The organism is Psychrobacter sp. ANT_WB68 (assembly GCF_008369115.1).
Lineage (GTDB): Bacteria > Pseudomonadota > Gammaproteobacteria > Pseudomonadales > Moraxellaceae > Psychrobacter.
Genome location: NZ_VOAZ01000003.1, coordinates 299,011 through 313,253 on the forward strand (window position 1 = coordinate 299,011; position 14,243 = coordinate 313,253).

The following is a 14,243-nucleotide window of genomic DNA, read 5'->3' on the forward strand; positions in this document are numbered from 1 at the left end:
CTTTGAATTTATCAAACGGCGCTAGTAGCAGTATGGTAAACTGAGTGTCATTTTACCTATCATTATGTTAGTTTGAATGCCTTTGCATTTTTTGAATAGGAGACAGCTATGTCAGTCTTAGATAATAAAAAAATCAGCTTCATCGGTGGTGGAAATATGGCGCAGGCTTTGATTAGCGGGCTAGTCAGCTGCGGCGTCAAACCGAGTCTGATTACTGTTGCTGATCCGAATAGCGAAGCGCGCGAGCAATTGGCTGCTAAAGGATTGAATACGGTTGATCCAACTGCCGATGCAAAAGCTGCAGTTATCAATGCTGACATCGTGGTGCTGGCCGTAAAGCCGCAAGTCATGAAAGCGGTGGTCAGTAGCTTCGCTGATGTGTTAGACAAGCAGCTGGTGATTTCAGTGGCAGCAGGGCTATCGACTGCATTGTTGTCTGACATGTTGGGTGGTTATGGCAATATCGTCCGTGCGATGCCAAATACACCGGCAATGATTCAAATGGGCGCGACCGGTCTCTACGGTACGGACGATATTTCTGCCGAACAAAAGCAATTGGCAACCGCAGTGATGGAAGCATCAGGTTTGGTCATGTGGGTCGACAATGAAGAACACATGCACGCGGTAACTGCGGTGTCAGGATCAGCGCCTGCTTATATGTTCTATTTCATTGAATCGATGGTCGATGGAGCGGTGGCGTTAGGTCTGGATAAAGAGCAAGCCTCTGCGCTGGCAATGCAAACCATGCTGGGCGCAGCAAAAATGGCGATGAGTAGTGAGGATGCGCCAAGCGAGCTACGTCGCAAAGTGACTTCACCAAATGGTACGACCCAAGCAGCTATTGAGTCCATGCAGGCCAATGACATCGGTCGTCAAATCGTTGAGGCTATGCAGGCCTGTTATGATCGTAGCCAAGCCCTGAGTGAAGAGATGAGCAAATAGCCCTTAATGGTTAGTACTCTATTGATAGGGTATGTCATGAGTCATGAGATGCCCTGTTTAAAATCATAAAAAATTTAAAGTCATAAAAAATACCTGATAATGACATTCGTCATCCTAAATCCCGTTAATAATGTCACATTGAGTAGCACTTCATGAACAACCTGTTATTGCAAATTTTTGACTTGGTCACCACCTTCGCTATGATGTTGGTATTTATCCGCTTTATGCTACAGTTTGCGGGAATGGATGCTCGCAATCCTATGATTGCCCCAGCTTATAAAGCCACCCATATCGTCGATGTGTTTGGGCGTATTTTTCCAACCGTCGCCCAAGGCCGTATTAGTATTGCTGCCATTGTCTTGATGTTTTTAATCCGCTTGATTGATATCTCTGGTAAGGCGGCGTTAACCCATAAAGGCATTGCGCCTGTACCACTATTTTTTACTGGTACTGTCAGCTTGGTATTAGACTTTTTGCGTATGTGCCGCTATCTGGTTATCGGCTCTATCATTGTGAGCTGGATTGTGGTGTTTACCCAGTCTCAGCATCCGATCATTGGTATCATTGTTAATTTAGCGGAGCCGATCTTGGCACCATTCCGTCGAATCACGCCAAACTTAGGTATGATTGATTTATCACCAATGGTTGCCTTTTTTGCCTTTTATCTGCTTGAGATATTTATCGGTGGATTGGCATCAAGCTTTATGCCGATGTTGGGCTAAGTTAAATTCATTAAGTAAAAAGTATTAAGTAAAAGTTAGTATAAAATCGAACACTGAATAAAAAGGCGCTTTATAAAATATAGAGCGCCTTTTTTTATTTACCATCTATAGATTATTCTAAAATTCTACAAAACGATTGGGTATCAATTGGGCATTGGCATTATCAGGGTGCGGCGCATCAGCGGCACGCAGCGTTTGGGTAATCCAACTATCTGCAGCCTTTACCGCCTCAATAAGCGCGTCACCCATTGCCAAGCGTCCAGCAATAAAGCTCGCTAATGAGCAGCCAGAGCCATGAAATTCACCGGCTAAGCGTGGTAAGACACTTTTATGTACCATCTCACCTTTGATATATAAATACTGCTTAATATCACCGCTATCGAAGTCGTGTGAGGTTTTGACCAGTACCGCATGAGTACCTTGGGTGCATAATTTTCGCGCACCGATATGCAAATCTTGCTCTCCGCTTAAAGCACGCAGCTCATGCGTATTTGGGGTGATTAAAGTCGCATAGGGAAGCAGTTCTCTAAACGCCGTCACCAGTGTTTGCTCATCGCCTAAGCTGCCACCACTATTGGCAACCAATACTGGGTCGAGTACAAAGGGCGTCTCAGCGGGGATAATTTGCTCAGCAAATAGACGCGTAAGCATAGCAATGTTGTCAGTAGTGCCAAGCATGCCCGATTTGATGACACTGACAGGCAAATCATCGAGCACTGCAGTAGCTTGATTCTTCACCAAGCTTGCTGAACAGGCCTCAAAGCCAAATACTTGCTGCGAGTTTTGTATGGTGACAGCCGTGCAAGCGATGGCAGCATGAGCACCGGCTTGGCCGATGGCTTCGATGTCCGCTTGTAATCCAGCACCGCCTGACGGATCCAATCCTGAAAAACACAGTACCACTGATCGCATAACCCTTCCTTTTATTTGCTCTATAATCAATAACAAATACTATAGCCATCCACTACCAAAAAAGCCATAGCCATTCAATCCTAGCAGATTGGCCGTAAAACCTTACCATATATTAGAGTTTTCACGGCCAAATCAGGCGATTTTTACTTTTAAAAAGAGATAAAGTCATTTAAATCGATAATTATGGCAAAAGCCGCGTTAAATCTGTAGACAACGCTTGCAATTCGTTTTGGCTTTGCTATAATACTCGCCCACGGCATAAGACGTATCATTAGCATCGATACTGTGTTTAAAGAAGTGTTTTTATTAAAAAGTACTTTGATAAGTGTCTTAAATCGTTCGGTGAAGTGGGTGAGTGGCTGAAACCAGTTCCCTGCTAAGGAACCATACGTGTAAGCGTATCGAGGGTTCGAATCCCTCCTTCACCGCCATTTATTCAGTTGTTATAAAGAGTAGTGACGCAAAAATTGGCGTTAATGATTTTTTTAGTATCGAGTTCAAAAATAATTTGAATTTAACTAAAAAAGATGTTGACACAAGCGATATTATCTATATAATAACCAACCTAATTTACTGTAATTGTTATTAACAACGCAGTAGATAATGTGCAAAGTACGCGCTTGTAGCTCAGTTGGATAGAGCACTTGGCTACGAACTAAGGGGTCGGGAGTTCGAATCTCTCCAAGCGCACCATTTGCATACTGGCTTATTTGTTAATACAACCATTAAGCTAAAACTAAATTAATCGCCTGTCTTATGACAATTTGGCGATTTTTTTATGTCTGTCATTTTTATAATTTATGTCTATCATTTGTATAAATAGTTTCTTTATGAGCAGGTGCTTTATACATAAACGCTTTATAAAGAAACGGGCTTATCCCTCTACCTTTATTATCAATTTAGAGTAGCTGCTGCTATATCCATAGTCTTCTCTCATCATAGTGTACGCTAAGCGCCTGAATTACGGTACAATGAGCGCTCTATTTTCCGCTTGTTATGGGCTTGTATCATGTCAAAATCGTCGCCAAAAGCTGCTGCTAAAGCAAAATCATCAGTCAAAAATTCAGCGCGTCAAGCCTCTGATGTTGAAGAAGCGATGGTTGCCAAACCTGGCACTCGTCTAGCAGCTATTCTTTATGATGGGATGTTGATTTTGGCTTTACTATTCCTAGTTGGTACAGTGCTGACCGTGATAGGCACGCTACTGACGATGGAGACAGGCACGCAATCACAAGAGGCCAGATCACTGCCAACGTGGTATCAGAATGTCGTTATGACACCGTCTTTTATATTAACGTTAGTGGGCTTCTATGGGCTATTTTGGCGCCGTGGTGGTCAAACATTAGGCATGCAAACGTGGCGCTTAAAAACGGTCAATAATAGCGGTCATTTATTGACGTGGGGGCAGTCGTTTAAACGTATCTTAGCGGCAAGTCTTATGCCACTGATATTTGGTCTCATTGGGAGTGTCATCGGCGGCTCACGAGCTATCTTATTGACCAGTACTTTTTTGGGTTTTGTCTTTAACTATGTCTTTTGCTTGTTTAATAGTCGCGGTCTTGCGGTACAAGACATACTATCCAATACCATCACCTTAAAAATGCCAAAAACAGAGAATGAAGGGTTATGGCGGGTAATTAGAAATCGCAAAGCAAATAAATAAGACGCTCAGTATTTAAGGTTATAAAAGTTATAAATTCAAATGACATTACATATTAGCAGTTTACATCAGCCATAGCGTATGTCCGAAAAAAAACAGCATCAGCATCGCAGCAGAAGTGCGACCAAATGCGGGTTTGTTTATAAGTACCATAAGCCATAAAGTGATGACGCTCATCGCCTTTAAACCTGTTGACGGGCTAGCGACCAGCATTAATAACCCAATAAATAGCCGACCTAGACCATGCATTAAGCTAGGTTATGTATCACCTATTTCTGCTACTTCATTATCTAATAAATGACTGTCTGACAGTTAGCTGTAGTGACAGCGCCATCCATAATCTTGTCTAATGTATTTGAGCTGCCTTCACCTAAGCTCATCACGATTTGAATAGCTAAAACTACCACAAGCAATGCCCATATCAGCAGTTCATCATTTAGGCTCAGCAGCCCGTCACGCAACTGCCAAGCTGTCAAAGCGGTAATCAGTAGCAAGTGCGGCAGATTAAGTTCAACGATGCCTTTATGGATGATCAAGGGGCTTATGAGTACGGTTGCATCTAATAGCAGCGCGATAGTAACGATGTTTGAGCCATGTTGTTACTAAATCCGGAAAATACGCTTAGCGTTGTCAACTTTGCTTTGTACTGGCTCAGTCTACTCGCGATAGTACTTGCATTCATTTTCCTTACTATTCAAATTTTGGCAAATTCTATTACAAATGCATGAATAAATATAAAAAAAGCCGAACCTTCTGTAGATTCAGCTTTTGATGACAATAATATTCTAAATACCTTAGCACTAATGATCGATAGCTATTTGTATTAGCTTAAATCAATGCAATCGCGTTTCAGTGTAAGCGACTATATCGCGTCTCAGTATATGCAACGATTAAGCCACTTGTACTGGAATGATATTGGCGGTGTCTTTAACCGTATTATCTTCGTTGCAATAGACCAGTTTTGGCTGGTACGTTTCAGCTTCTGCTTCATCAAAGTGCGCATAAGCACAGATGATAACGATATCACCTAAGTCTGCCATATGAGCGGCGGCACCGTTTAACGAGATAATACCAGAGCCCGCTTCAGCGCGAATCGCATAAGTACGAAAGCGTTTGCCATTGGTGACATTGTAAATATCGATAGATTCGTTTTCACGCAGACCGGCAAGGTCTAATAAGTCACCGTCGATACCGCATGAGCCTTCGTAGTGCAGTTCAGCGTGAGTAACACGGGCGCGATGTAATTTGCACTTGAGCATGTTAAGTAGCATAGGTTGCTTCCTTAGGGTAACTGATATAAATGAGTCAAATCAAAAGCTTAATGGGGACAAGGTTGCTAGAATAAAAGTTCTTTGCATAAAAGTCACGGTTAAATTCACGCTTCAGCAATTTAAATGACTGAAGGCTATGCAAATAACGAAACGCTATTCAGGTAATTTAAAACCATTAATCTGCGAGCGCGCTTTTTCAATATCACCATCTAATAACAATGGTAATGCCTCAAAGGCGGCGGTTAAAGCGCTATCAATGGCAACTTGCTCATCGGGTGCCGCTTTGGACAACACGTGACCACTGACTTTAGACTTATGACCAGGATGACCAATACCGATACGCAGGCGATGAAAGTCGTTGCCAATATGTGGCGTGATATCACGCAAACCATTATGACCGCCATGACCGCCATCCGTTTTGAGCTTGATGCTGCCAGCTGGAATATCGAGCTCATCATGAGCAATCAGCAATTCATCATTAGCAATGCCGTAAAAATTGACCATCGGCACCACTGACTGACCGGATTTATTCATAAAGGTGAGTGGCATCAAGAGACGCACATCGTGCCCATGAATTTGCCCGCGTCCGGTCACCCCGTGAAATTTTTTGTCAGGGGTGAGGGTAATATTAAACTGCTGAGCCAAATGATGGACGAACCAAAATCCTGCATTATGACGCGTAAACATATACTGCTGACCAGGATTACCAAGACCGACAATAAGCTTTATGGCCATAAAAACACCCTGCTTAAATTTAATAAATAAGTGATAAGGTTTGAAAAACAAGATAAATCCATTCTATTTTCAAACCTTACTTACAAAAACAGCAGGAGATATTCATCACCTGCTATTTTTTTGACTAAACGAACCTTTTGTTATTATAGCAACCGCAAGGTCTCTATATAAGGATAAAGGTTGTATATTATTATAAGGATAAAGGTTGTATATTATTCGCCGTCTTTCTTGTCTTCAGTAGCTTGGGCAGTTGCAGGTACGTCAGCTGCATCAACTACTTCAGCGTCAACTTCTTCAACGGTTGGTGGCTGCATGTTAACCACTGTACGGTCGTGTGCATCTTCCATATCAAGATCAAAGATGATAACACCTTCAGGCAGTTTGATGTCTGATAGGCGGAATAGATCACCGATTTCCATGCCTGATACGTCAAGTTCTAGGTATTCAGGTAGTTGTGATGGTAGGCAAACGATTTCAATATCAGTTACTAGCGTTGATAGAATACCACCCGCTTTCGTACCTGGCGCTTCTTCACGACCCGCGAAATGAACAGGAACGTTCATGTTGATTTTTTGACCTTTCACAACGCGCTGAAAGTCAGCATGCATTGGGAAACCTTTAGCAGGATGGCGTTGCAAGTCTTTGATAACGACTTGATGCTCATCACCTTTATCAGTAGTGATGGTCAAGATTTGTGAGAAGAAGGCTTCGTATTCAAGCGACTTTACTAGCTCGTTGATTTTGATTGAGATAGCCATAGGCTCCTCATTACCACCATAAATGATAGCAGGAACTAGGTTCTGCTTACGTAGGCGGCGGCTCGCACCTTTACCTTGTTGTTCAGCAGAGCGGTCAACCGCGTTGATTGCAAAATGATCAATAGCCATGGATATAATCCTATAGAGAGTATGTGAAGTATCTACCAGCAATAATAGACTTGCGACCAGTCTACCACTGGATAATCAATACTTTAGAAAGTATCAATCATGTCGCTAAGTATAAAAATACCTAAAAATAATAGATGTTAGCTAATGATGAATACAGGCGCGCATTATACGTGATTTTGTAGCAATAATAAAGACCTACGTAAAATGGCTATATAAAACGCCTAGACAAAACACCTATAATCAGTCCTAAATAAAAAAGGATAAATATTATAAAGTACCACTGGAATAAGTTTTTCTTGCTTGCTGTGCTGATACAGAAAAAGTCTATGTGTAAAAGTAGCTTAAAAATAGGGCACAAAAAAAGCGCCAAGCAATAAAACTTAGCGCTTTTTTTAGCAGAAGAGAATCTTAAGCGTCAGACTAGGCATCAAACATAGCGCTGATAGATTCTTCGTTATTGATACGGCGCAAGCTTTCAGCCAGCATCGGTGCAATACTCACTTGGCGAATTTTGCTACAGGCTTTAGCAGCATCAGACAGTGGAATGGTATCAGTAACCACAATCTCATCCAATGCCGACTCGCTGATATTTTTTAGCGCATTACCCGATAGGACAGGGTGGGTAATGTAAGCCAATACGCGGCGAGCGCCGTTTGCTTTTAATGCTTCAGCGGCTTTGCATAAAGTACCTGCAGTATCAACCATATCATCAACGATGACACAATCACGGTCACGGACATCACCGATGATATGCATCACTTGTGACTCATTGGCACGAGCACGGCGTTTATCAATAATCGCCATGTCAGTGTCGCCTAATTGCTTAGCCATGGCACGCGCACGTACCACACCGCCAACGTCAGGTGAAACCACCATGATATTGTCGTAATCTTGTTTTTTGAGGTCGTTTAATAATACAGGGGTGCCGTAGATGTTATCGACAGGGATATCAAAGAAGCCCTGAATCTGATCTGAATGCAAATCAACGGTCATGACGCGATCTATACTAACGATGTTTAACATGTCAGCGACGACTTTAGCAGAGATAGGCACACGAGCTGAACGAGGACGACGGTCTTGACGCGCATAACCAAAATACGGCATGACTGCTGTGATACGACCAGCACTAGAGCGACGCAAGGCGTCAGCCATCATCATGATTTCCATCAAATTGTCGTTGGTCGGTGCACAAGTAGGCTGCATGATAAACACGTCTTTACCGCGCACGTGTTCTTTGATTTCTACGGCAATTTCGCCATCAGAAAAACGCGTGATGTCAGCTTTACCAAGAGGTATATGGAGATGATCGGCTACGGTTTTTGCTAATTCAGGGTGGGCATTACCCGTAAAAATCGCCAAATAAGGCATGACAGAAGTCCTATTGATTGACTCAAGCAGCGACCGCTAAGCAGTGTCAAACTGCTCAAATTCAGAAAAGAGTGGAGAAAAGTATTGATGACTACTATTACAGTAAAAAATGGCAGGGGTAGCTGGACTCGAACCAACGGATGTCAGGATCAAAACCTGATGCCTTACCAACTTGGCTATACCCCTGTAATATCTAGGCTGTGTACGTCGATATCTAATCATAGCTTTTAACAGTTATTCTTAAAATAGCGTCACGACCTGTTCGTTATCTAATAAACGGATAAACCGTCTACAACATAACTTTTCCCCAACGGTGTTCATTGCGAACTATACCGAAACTGGGATAACATTGTCAATGTCAATAAGATAAGCGGTTATCTATAAACGGCTTATAATAAGTACACATCAAATGCTTTGAGCTTAAAAATGGCAGGGGTAGCTGGACTCGAACCAACGGATGTCAGGATCAAAACCTGATGCCTTACCAACTTGGCTATACCCCTATTGAGGCGACCTATTATAAATAAGTTTTCAGATTTTGCAAGGTCTTTAGGTGTTTTTATGGCTTTTATTCGAAACTAAGCGAATTATCCTAAGTCCCATAACTACTATTGTAGTGAATAGAGGTTTTTTATTACGTCTTTCAATCGTAAGCTAATGCTGTGCGAGTTACTTTTAGACGAGAGGATTCACCACTCTACCACTCATAAACACCGCAGGTTCTGTCAAACAAGCTGTATTTTTTGGGTCATCGATAACGGTGTCACCTTTTAGTAAATAGTAACTACCTATTTGCTCTTTAATTATACCGCTAGTGACAACTTCCTCACCAAGTTTAACTTTGGTTCCATTTAGAGAAATGGTTTGTTCATTCTCAAAAAGAATGGCTCTATCGGGATAAAAAATAGGACTAAGATACTCGTTGTTGTTTTTGACAAAGTATAAGCAGTTATTTTTGATAACGTATTTACCTTTGAAAACAAAATTTATCTCTCGCATTGAAAGAGTAGTGGCATAAGTAAATAGTTCAGCAGGTGAGCTGTCTTGAGAATATTGCTGAGAAACAGCAATCTTTTGAAGATTGTCTTTTGCTTTTATATCTAATTGCTGTGGTAAAGCTATATTATCGGACAAGCGATTAGGATTAGAGTCACCCCGCGATTTGGGTAGTGACGTACATCCAGCTAAACCTGATGACAGGTATACAAAAACCGCAGCTGCTATTAGACTCTTATGTAAATATAAATGGCTCATATCAATACCACCTATTTTAGAGTTTGAGTAGTGCACGCTCAGCACATAGAAAAAATACGTACCTCTTAAAAACGGTGCGTTGGATGCAAGTTATCTCTTAAGTATTAGCTTGCAAATTCCCCGCTACATACCCCGCACAAGGCGCCTCTGCAATCCATTTTGCCAAAATCGCCTTATCCGTAGCAATACTCGCATCTAATGGCAAAAATACGGCACTACCAGAGCCGGTCATCCGTGCTGTGCCCAATAATTGTGACTCTAACCCTTGCAAATATCGTAGCGCTTCATTGACGGCAGGAGCGAGGCTGGTGACTATAGGCGTAAAGACATTTTGATAAGGCGTGTTTAAATATTGCACATAATCATGGGATTGGTTCTTAATAGTTTCAATTGGTAGCTCAGAGATATCTCTCTGTAGCTTGGGGTGCGCGAACAGTTCGGCAGTATTGACATGGGCAGCAGGTGTCAAGATTAAATATTGTTGATCTGGCAAATCAATGGCAGTTAATTGCTCACCAATGCCCATGGCAATCGCATCTTGTCCAAAAATAAAGATCGGTACATCCGCGCCCACTTTAGCACCGATTTTTATTAGTTCATTTTGAGTGAGGTTAAGCTGCCAAATCTCATTTAAGACTGATAATGTTATCGCAGCATTGGATGAGCCACCACCTAAGCCTGCGCCCATTGGTAAGTTTTTGTCTAAGGTAATTTGTATCTGTGGCAACTGTTTGGGTAGCCTATTTGATTCTATGGCGGCTGCCAGTAGGGCGCTAGCCGCTTTAAAGATTAAATTGTCCTCTATGCTGCTTGTTATGGTTTCTGCACCAGCTAACGTTAGTAGCTGACCACACAGGTTATCAGTATCTATGGCGCTACTATCTACTAGGCTATCAATAGTAGCTATTGCGTTATCTATGGCCGAAAAATGCAGATAATCGCCCCAGTTGAGCAAACGAAAGACGGTTTGCAAGTCATGATAGCCATCAGCACGCTTACCGTTAATATGCAAAAATAAATTGATCTTTGCTGGTGATAAGCGTGTGACAACCGATGTTGCTGTAGTACTTTTGGTCATAGATAGCTGTCTTTATGAATAGTTGGTCAAGATAATAATAAGTTCTGCGTGTTATTGTTTTTGATGGTCAATGGTCATCACCACTTTATTACCTTGTGATTGAATCGCGCTGATTTTATTTGGCAGTTTATCATTGCCTTTATAAGTGAAGTTGGCTTGCCATTCACCATTAACTGAGCTAACCAAACGGTTCTGAGCATCCAGTTGTGGCGCGCTGTCTGAAGGTGCTGGGCGCCCAGATATCCAATATGGCATTTGTGAGATAGGTGCTTGCCAACCCGTGGCTTTTTTTAGCAAGGTTTCAGGATCATCAGCGGTTAAGGTGCCTGTTTTTTCGCTCACTAAAGTAGCTGACTGACCATTATATTCGATATTGGTTTTGCCAATACCTAATGCGCCAATCAATTCGATGGCAAAGCGGTCATTTTGTTGACCCCAGGCATAAAACGCACTACCGCCTTGGTTTCCTGTATTGTCCTTGCCAGGCGTTGTCACCCCGATTTTGCCAGTGATATTAAAGTTTTCAAGCTTTTTAGGTTGTTCAGCGTTTTGACCTTGGATGGTAGTGCTAGGCTGGATGGTGGCGTTGGCGGTTTTCATTGACTGGCAACCAGAAGTAATAACGAGCGCTGTGGTTAAAGCAGTGAATAGCGCAAGTTTAGTTGGCTGGTGGTTTTTTATTAATACGGACATGGTTGTTCCTCAAAAGTGACAAATTTACAAAATCAATGTTTAGAAGTTTCGATAATTAGAGATTTCAAAAAAACTGTTTCGAAAAGAGAGTAGCTTAAGCGCTATTTGTTACTCGGTGATGCGTGGCTGTTCATTTCTTATAACTGGCGTGTAGTTTTTATGGCAACCGTTTTTCTGCTTTTATCCGCATTTTATTGTGAGTATCAAATAGGCTTTAGCACAATAGAAAGTTAATAGAGCTGTATACGGTCGTTAACGTTGCGCTGCCCGAATGAGAAACGCTGTTGTAAATCTGTGAGTAATGCCTCAACTTTTTCATTGTTCCCCAAACCTTGATAAGCGCGTAGCAAGAGCGTGCCTGAACGCAGGGTTGGGAAGACGTCATAGGGCGTTTGTAGATAGTCGATGACTTGCTGGTAGTTCTCAGTCGCTAAGGCATCCGCTGCCAGTACGTTCAATGCTTGCAAGTGCAGCTCATTGTCATAACGCGGGTCATCATAACGGATTTGGATGATGGCCGTTGCCATCGCCAAAGCTTGCTCAGAGCTGCGTTCATTAGCTAGCAGTAGTTGTGCGTAGCTAAGCTGATAAGAAAGGTTGGTCGGGTCGAGCGCTTGCAAATGGTTCAGCAAGGTACGCTTAACAATATAATCGTTTTTGTCATCAAGCAATTGGGCGCGAGCAAATAGGAGCATCTCATTATTGGGGTATTTGCGACTGGCGCGCGTTAATAAACGTAGCGCCTCATCGGATTCATTTTGCTGCCACAAGATATCCGCTTGCATCACAAAGCTATCAGGTGCGAAGACGCTAAAGTCTTTACGCAGCTTTTCTAGAGTGGCGACGGCTGCATCGACGTCATCATTGAGCAGCTCAAACGACACCACTTTTCGGCGCGCTTCTAATACTAAGTCCTCTTGCATGACGCCATTGAGATAGTATTTTGCTTGCTCAAAGCGCTGTTGACGCTCGGCACTGATACCAAGATAGTAATAGGCTTGATCTAGGTAAGCCGGACTTTTAGCCAACATATTAAGTAGTTGGTCAGCACTGGCGTACTCTTCAACGTCCAAGCTAACAAGCGCTGCTAGCAAAGTGATTTCCTCATCATCGACAAAGCGCTCATGAGCGTCAAGCAACAGTTGCCAAGCCTGCTCGTTTTGTTTCAAGTCAAGTAAGTAGCGAATCTCATATAAGTATAGGCTTTTGCTATCAGGGTTACGTAGACGTGCTTGGCTGACATAGTTGATGACCGTCTCTGATGGCTCGGTTTTGCGCAATATATCGGCTCTTAAAGTGATAAAAGGCACATAGTCGGGCTGACGCGCTAAGGCGCGATCGATATGGACAATGGCGATTTCAGGCTCATTAAACTGATAGAGCAAACCGGCTTTTAATACCGAGAGGGAGGCGTTTTGCTCACTATCGATAGGTTGCAGAGCGGCGAGTAGTTCGCGTTTGTCTTCATCGGTATTGGGATAAATGCCAATCAGGATTTCACTAAGATCAGCACGCGGATCATAACTTAAGATACGATTGAGGGTTTCGCCCGCCAACTCATAATCATGTGCCCGTAATGCCAAATGCGCCACATAAAACCAAGCGGGTACGTGGTCGGGGTTTTGGTCTTGCCACGCTTTAGCAAAGCGTAATGAATCCTCAACGCTTTCGTTACGTAAAGATAAGCTTAGCGCCCTCTCAAATACCGCCGTTGCATCTTGTTTAAAAGACTGCTGTTTATAGATGGTCACTGCGCGCGCGGTATCATCGCGATCTGCTGCAAACTCTGCATCCAAAAGTGCGTACAAGCTTGGTTCACCAAAATTAGCTGGCGTTTCGCTGGGTGGTAAACGATTTATATCGCTCACACTTTCCGTTATCTGAGTTTGCGTATTAAGCATGTTAGGAGAGGTACTAGCAGTGGCAGCTGCCTCATTGGCGATAACTGACGGTGTTTCAGGTAGTTTTATGGTTGATGATGAGTTTGCATGATTGGCATGAGCAGGTAATCCTAGGCATAAGCAAACGGCCAACGATAAAGTTAGCTGATGACGCTGGCATAGCCGCTCAATAATAGCGTGCAATAAAGAGCGCAGGCGAGACTGATCATGATGCATAGGTTGCAATCTAAAGGATGAGCCAAAAAAAATCATAGCTAGCAGTGTTTACCTATTATTTGCCCGTCAAATCGTTTGCAGCATAACAAGGTGATTTTATTGTTATTATTTTAGAAATAGCTGCGAACAAAACTTGTCACTAGCATTATAAGAGTAGATTGAAGTGATAAACAATAGCGTCCGTGTTACTCAGATATTAGGAATATTTATGCGATTAAGTAACTACTATAAATGACCCTAAATGATTTCTAATATAATCAATTTAATATAAAAAAGATATATTCAAAATAGCGTTCTGTTGGGATAAGTTTTCCTCGCCTGCTGTGGGCTTGGCACGATAGAGATTTCGCAACCTATATTTCAAAAGCAAGCATCCCAGCCGCACGGCATGCTTTTTAAATTGAATCGCCTATCACCCAATCGCTAGTAAACAACCGTAACGGCAAATGAGACAAATTTGAAAGGCTCGCAGCATTTACTTTAAAGTCGGCATAGCAGTTGATTTATCGCCGCTGCGCCCAGATACAGACAAATACCATCGCTTAGCGTTGCCTGTTAAATAAAGCTGCCAATAATGATATAATAAGCGCTTTTTAGGCGTTCA

General features: G+C 42.5%; 13 protein-coding genes and 4 tRNA genes. 5 read left to right on the top strand and 12 right to left on the bottom strand.

Annotated elements, in window-relative coordinates; translation table 11 throughout:
* Nucleotides 1-108 precede the first annotated feature (108 nt).
* Nucleotides 109-942, top strand: coding sequence for a pyrroline-5-carboxylate reductase (gene proC, locus FQ084_RS09760; protein WP_149490444.1), 834 nt, complete (start codon nucleotides 109-111; stop codon nucleotides 940-942).
* Nucleotides 943-1,094: 152 nt separating this feature from the next.
* Nucleotides 1,095-1,664 (top strand): YggT family protein, encoded by a 570-nt coding sequence (locus FQ084_RS09765; protein WP_149490445.1) that lies wholly within the window; start codon nucleotides 1,095-1,097, stop codon nucleotides 1,662-1,664.
* 117 nt (nucleotides 1,665-1,781) lie between these two features.
* Here the strand turns inward: FQ084_RS09765 and FQ084_RS09770 are convergent, their stop codons facing one another.
* Nucleotides 1,782-2,576 carry a hydroxymethylpyrimidine/phosphomethylpyrimidine kinase gene (locus FQ084_RS09770; RefSeq protein WP_149490446.1) on the bottom strand — a complete coding sequence of 265 codons (795 nt, stop codon included), beginning with the start codon at nucleotides 2,574-2,576 and terminating at the stop codon, nucleotides 1,782-1,784.
* A 341-nt stretch (nucleotides 2,577-2,917) separates the two neighbouring features.
* Here FQ084_RS09770 and FQ084_RS09775 point away from each other — a divergent pair.
* The 3 genes from FQ084_RS09775 (at nucleotide 2,918) to FQ084_RS09785 (ending at nucleotide 4,239) form a co-directional block, all read left to right on the top strand.
* A tRNA-Ser gene (locus FQ084_RS09775) sits at nucleotides 2,918-3,007 on the top strand.
* 185 nt (nucleotides 3,008-3,192) lie between these two features.
* Nucleotides 3,193-3,269, top strand: a tRNA-Arg gene (locus FQ084_RS09780).
* Nucleotides 3,270-3,585: 316 nt separating this feature from the next.
* Nucleotides 3,586-4,239: an RDD family protein gene (locus FQ084_RS09785; RefSeq protein ID WP_149490447.1), complete on the top strand. Its 654-nt coding sequence runs from the start codon at nucleotides 3,586-3,588 to the stop codon at nucleotides 4,237-4,239.
* A 287-nt stretch (nucleotides 4,240-4,526) separates the two neighbouring features.
* Here FQ084_RS09785 and FQ084_RS09790 read toward each other — a convergent pair whose 3' ends face one another.
* The 11 genes from FQ084_RS09790 to FQ084_RS09840 form a co-directional block, all read right to left on the bottom strand.
* Nucleotides 4,527-4,772, bottom strand: coding sequence for a hypothetical protein (locus tag FQ084_RS09790; RefSeq protein WP_149490448.1), 246 nt, complete (start codon nucleotides 4,770-4,772; stop codon nucleotides 4,527-4,529).
* 354 nt (nucleotides 4,773-5,126) lie between these two features.
* Complete coding sequence (gene panD / locus FQ084_RS09795) at nucleotides 5,127-5,507, bottom strand: aspartate 1-decarboxylase (RefSeq protein ID WP_149490449.1); 381 nt, start codon at nucleotides 5,505-5,507, stop codon at nucleotides 5,127-5,129.
* Between the two features lie 153 nt (nucleotides 5,508-5,660).
* A complete protein-coding gene (gene pth, locus FQ084_RS09800; protein WP_149490450.1) occupies nucleotides 5,661-6,242 on the bottom strand; it encodes an aminoacyl-tRNA hydrolase in 582 nt (193 codons plus the stop codon).
* A gap of 212 nt (nucleotides 6,243-6,454) precedes the next feature.
* Complete coding sequence (locus FQ084_RS09805; protein ID WP_149490451.1) at nucleotides 6,455-7,129, bottom strand: 50S ribosomal protein L25/general stress protein Ctc; 675 nt, start codon at nucleotides 7,127-7,129, stop codon at nucleotides 6,455-6,457.
* A gap of 420 nt (nucleotides 7,130-7,549) precedes the next feature.
* On the bottom strand, nucleotides 7,550-8,497 hold the full coding sequence (locus tag FQ084_RS09810; protein ID WP_149490452.1) for a ribose-phosphate pyrophosphokinase: 948 nt from the start codon (nucleotides 8,495-8,497) through the stop codon (nucleotides 7,550-7,552).
* 110 nt (nucleotides 8,498-8,607) lie between these two features.
* A tRNA-Gln gene (locus FQ084_RS09815) sits at nucleotides 8,608-8,683 on the bottom strand.
* A 241-nt stretch (nucleotides 8,684-8,924) separates the two neighbouring features.
* Nucleotides 8,925-9,000, bottom strand: a tRNA-Gln gene (locus tag FQ084_RS09820).
* A gap of 172 nt (nucleotides 9,001-9,172) precedes the next feature.
* Nucleotides 9,173-9,751 carry a hypothetical protein gene (locus FQ084_RS09825; protein ID WP_149490453.1) on the bottom strand — a complete coding sequence of 193 codons (579 nt, stop codon included), beginning with the start codon at nucleotides 9,749-9,751 and terminating at the stop codon, nucleotides 9,173-9,175.
* A gap of 97 nt (nucleotides 9,752-9,848) precedes the next feature.
* Nucleotides 9,849-10,829 (bottom strand): 4-(cytidine 5'-diphospho)-2-C-methyl-D-erythritol kinase, encoded by a 981-nt coding sequence (gene ispE / locus FQ084_RS09830; RefSeq protein ID WP_149490454.1) that lies wholly within the window; start codon nucleotides 10,827-10,829, stop codon nucleotides 9,849-9,851.
* Between the two features lie 51 nt (nucleotides 10,830-10,880).
* Complete coding sequence (gene lolB, locus FQ084_RS09835; protein ID WP_149490455.1) at nucleotides 10,881-11,522, bottom strand: lipoprotein insertase outer membrane protein LolB; 642 nt, start codon at nucleotides 11,520-11,522, stop codon at nucleotides 10,881-10,883.
* A 230-nt stretch (nucleotides 11,523-11,752) separates the two neighbouring features.
* Nucleotides 11,753-13,639, bottom strand: a complete 1,887-nt coding sequence (locus tag FQ084_RS09840; protein ID WP_262880725.1) for a tetratricopeptide repeat protein — start codon at nucleotides 13,637-13,639, stop codon at nucleotides 11,753-11,755.
* Between the last annotated feature and the right edge of the window lie 604 nt (nucleotides 13,640-14,243).

Excerpts from the sequence above, each read along its gene's own strand:
- FQ084_RS09825 (WP_149490453.1), bottom strand. The coding sequence starts at position 9,751 with ATGAGCCATTTATATTTACATAAGAGTCTAATAGCAGCTGCGGTTTTT.
- ispE (WP_149490454.1), bottom strand. The coding sequence starts at position 10,829 with ATGACCAAAAGTACTACAGCAACATCGGTTGTCACACGCTTATCACCA.
- panD (WP_149490449.1), bottom strand. The coding sequence starts at position 5,507 with ATGCTACTTAACATGCTCAAGTGCAAATTACATCGCGCCCGTGTTACT.
- FQ084_RS09765 (WP_149490445.1), top strand. The coding sequence starts at position 1,095 with ATGAACAACCTGTTATTGCAAATTTTTGACTTGGTCACCACCTTCGCT.
- FQ084_RS09840 (WP_262880725.1), bottom strand. The coding sequence starts at position 13,639 with ATGCATCATGATCAGTCTCGCCTGCGCTCTTTATTGCACGCTATTATT.
- FQ084_RS09805 (WP_149490451.1), bottom strand. The coding sequence starts at position 7,129 with ATGGCTATTGATCATTTTGCAATCAACGCGGTTGACCGCTCTGCTGAA.
- lolB (WP_149490455.1), bottom strand. The coding sequence starts at position 11,522 with ATGTCCGTATTAATAAAAAACCACCAGCCAACTAAACTTGCGCTATTC.
- FQ084_RS09810 (WP_149490452.1), bottom strand. The coding sequence starts at position 8,497 with ATGCCTTATTTGGCGATTTTTACGGGTAATGCCCACCCTGAATTAGCA.
- FQ084_RS09785 (WP_149490447.1), top strand. The coding sequence starts at position 3,586 with ATGTCAAAATCGTCGCCAAAAGCTGCTGCTAAAGCAAAATCATCAGTC.
- proC (WP_149490444.1), top strand. The coding sequence starts at position 109 with ATGTCAGTCTTAGATAATAAAAAAATCAGCTTCATCGGTGGTGGAAAT.
- pth (WP_149490450.1), bottom strand. The coding sequence starts at position 6,242 with ATGGCCATAAAGCTTATTGTCGGTCTTGGTAATCCTGGTCAGCAGTAT.
- FQ084_RS09770 (WP_149490446.1), bottom strand. The coding sequence starts at position 2,576 with ATGCGATCAGTGGTACTGTGTTTTTCAGGATTGGATCCGTCAGGCGGT.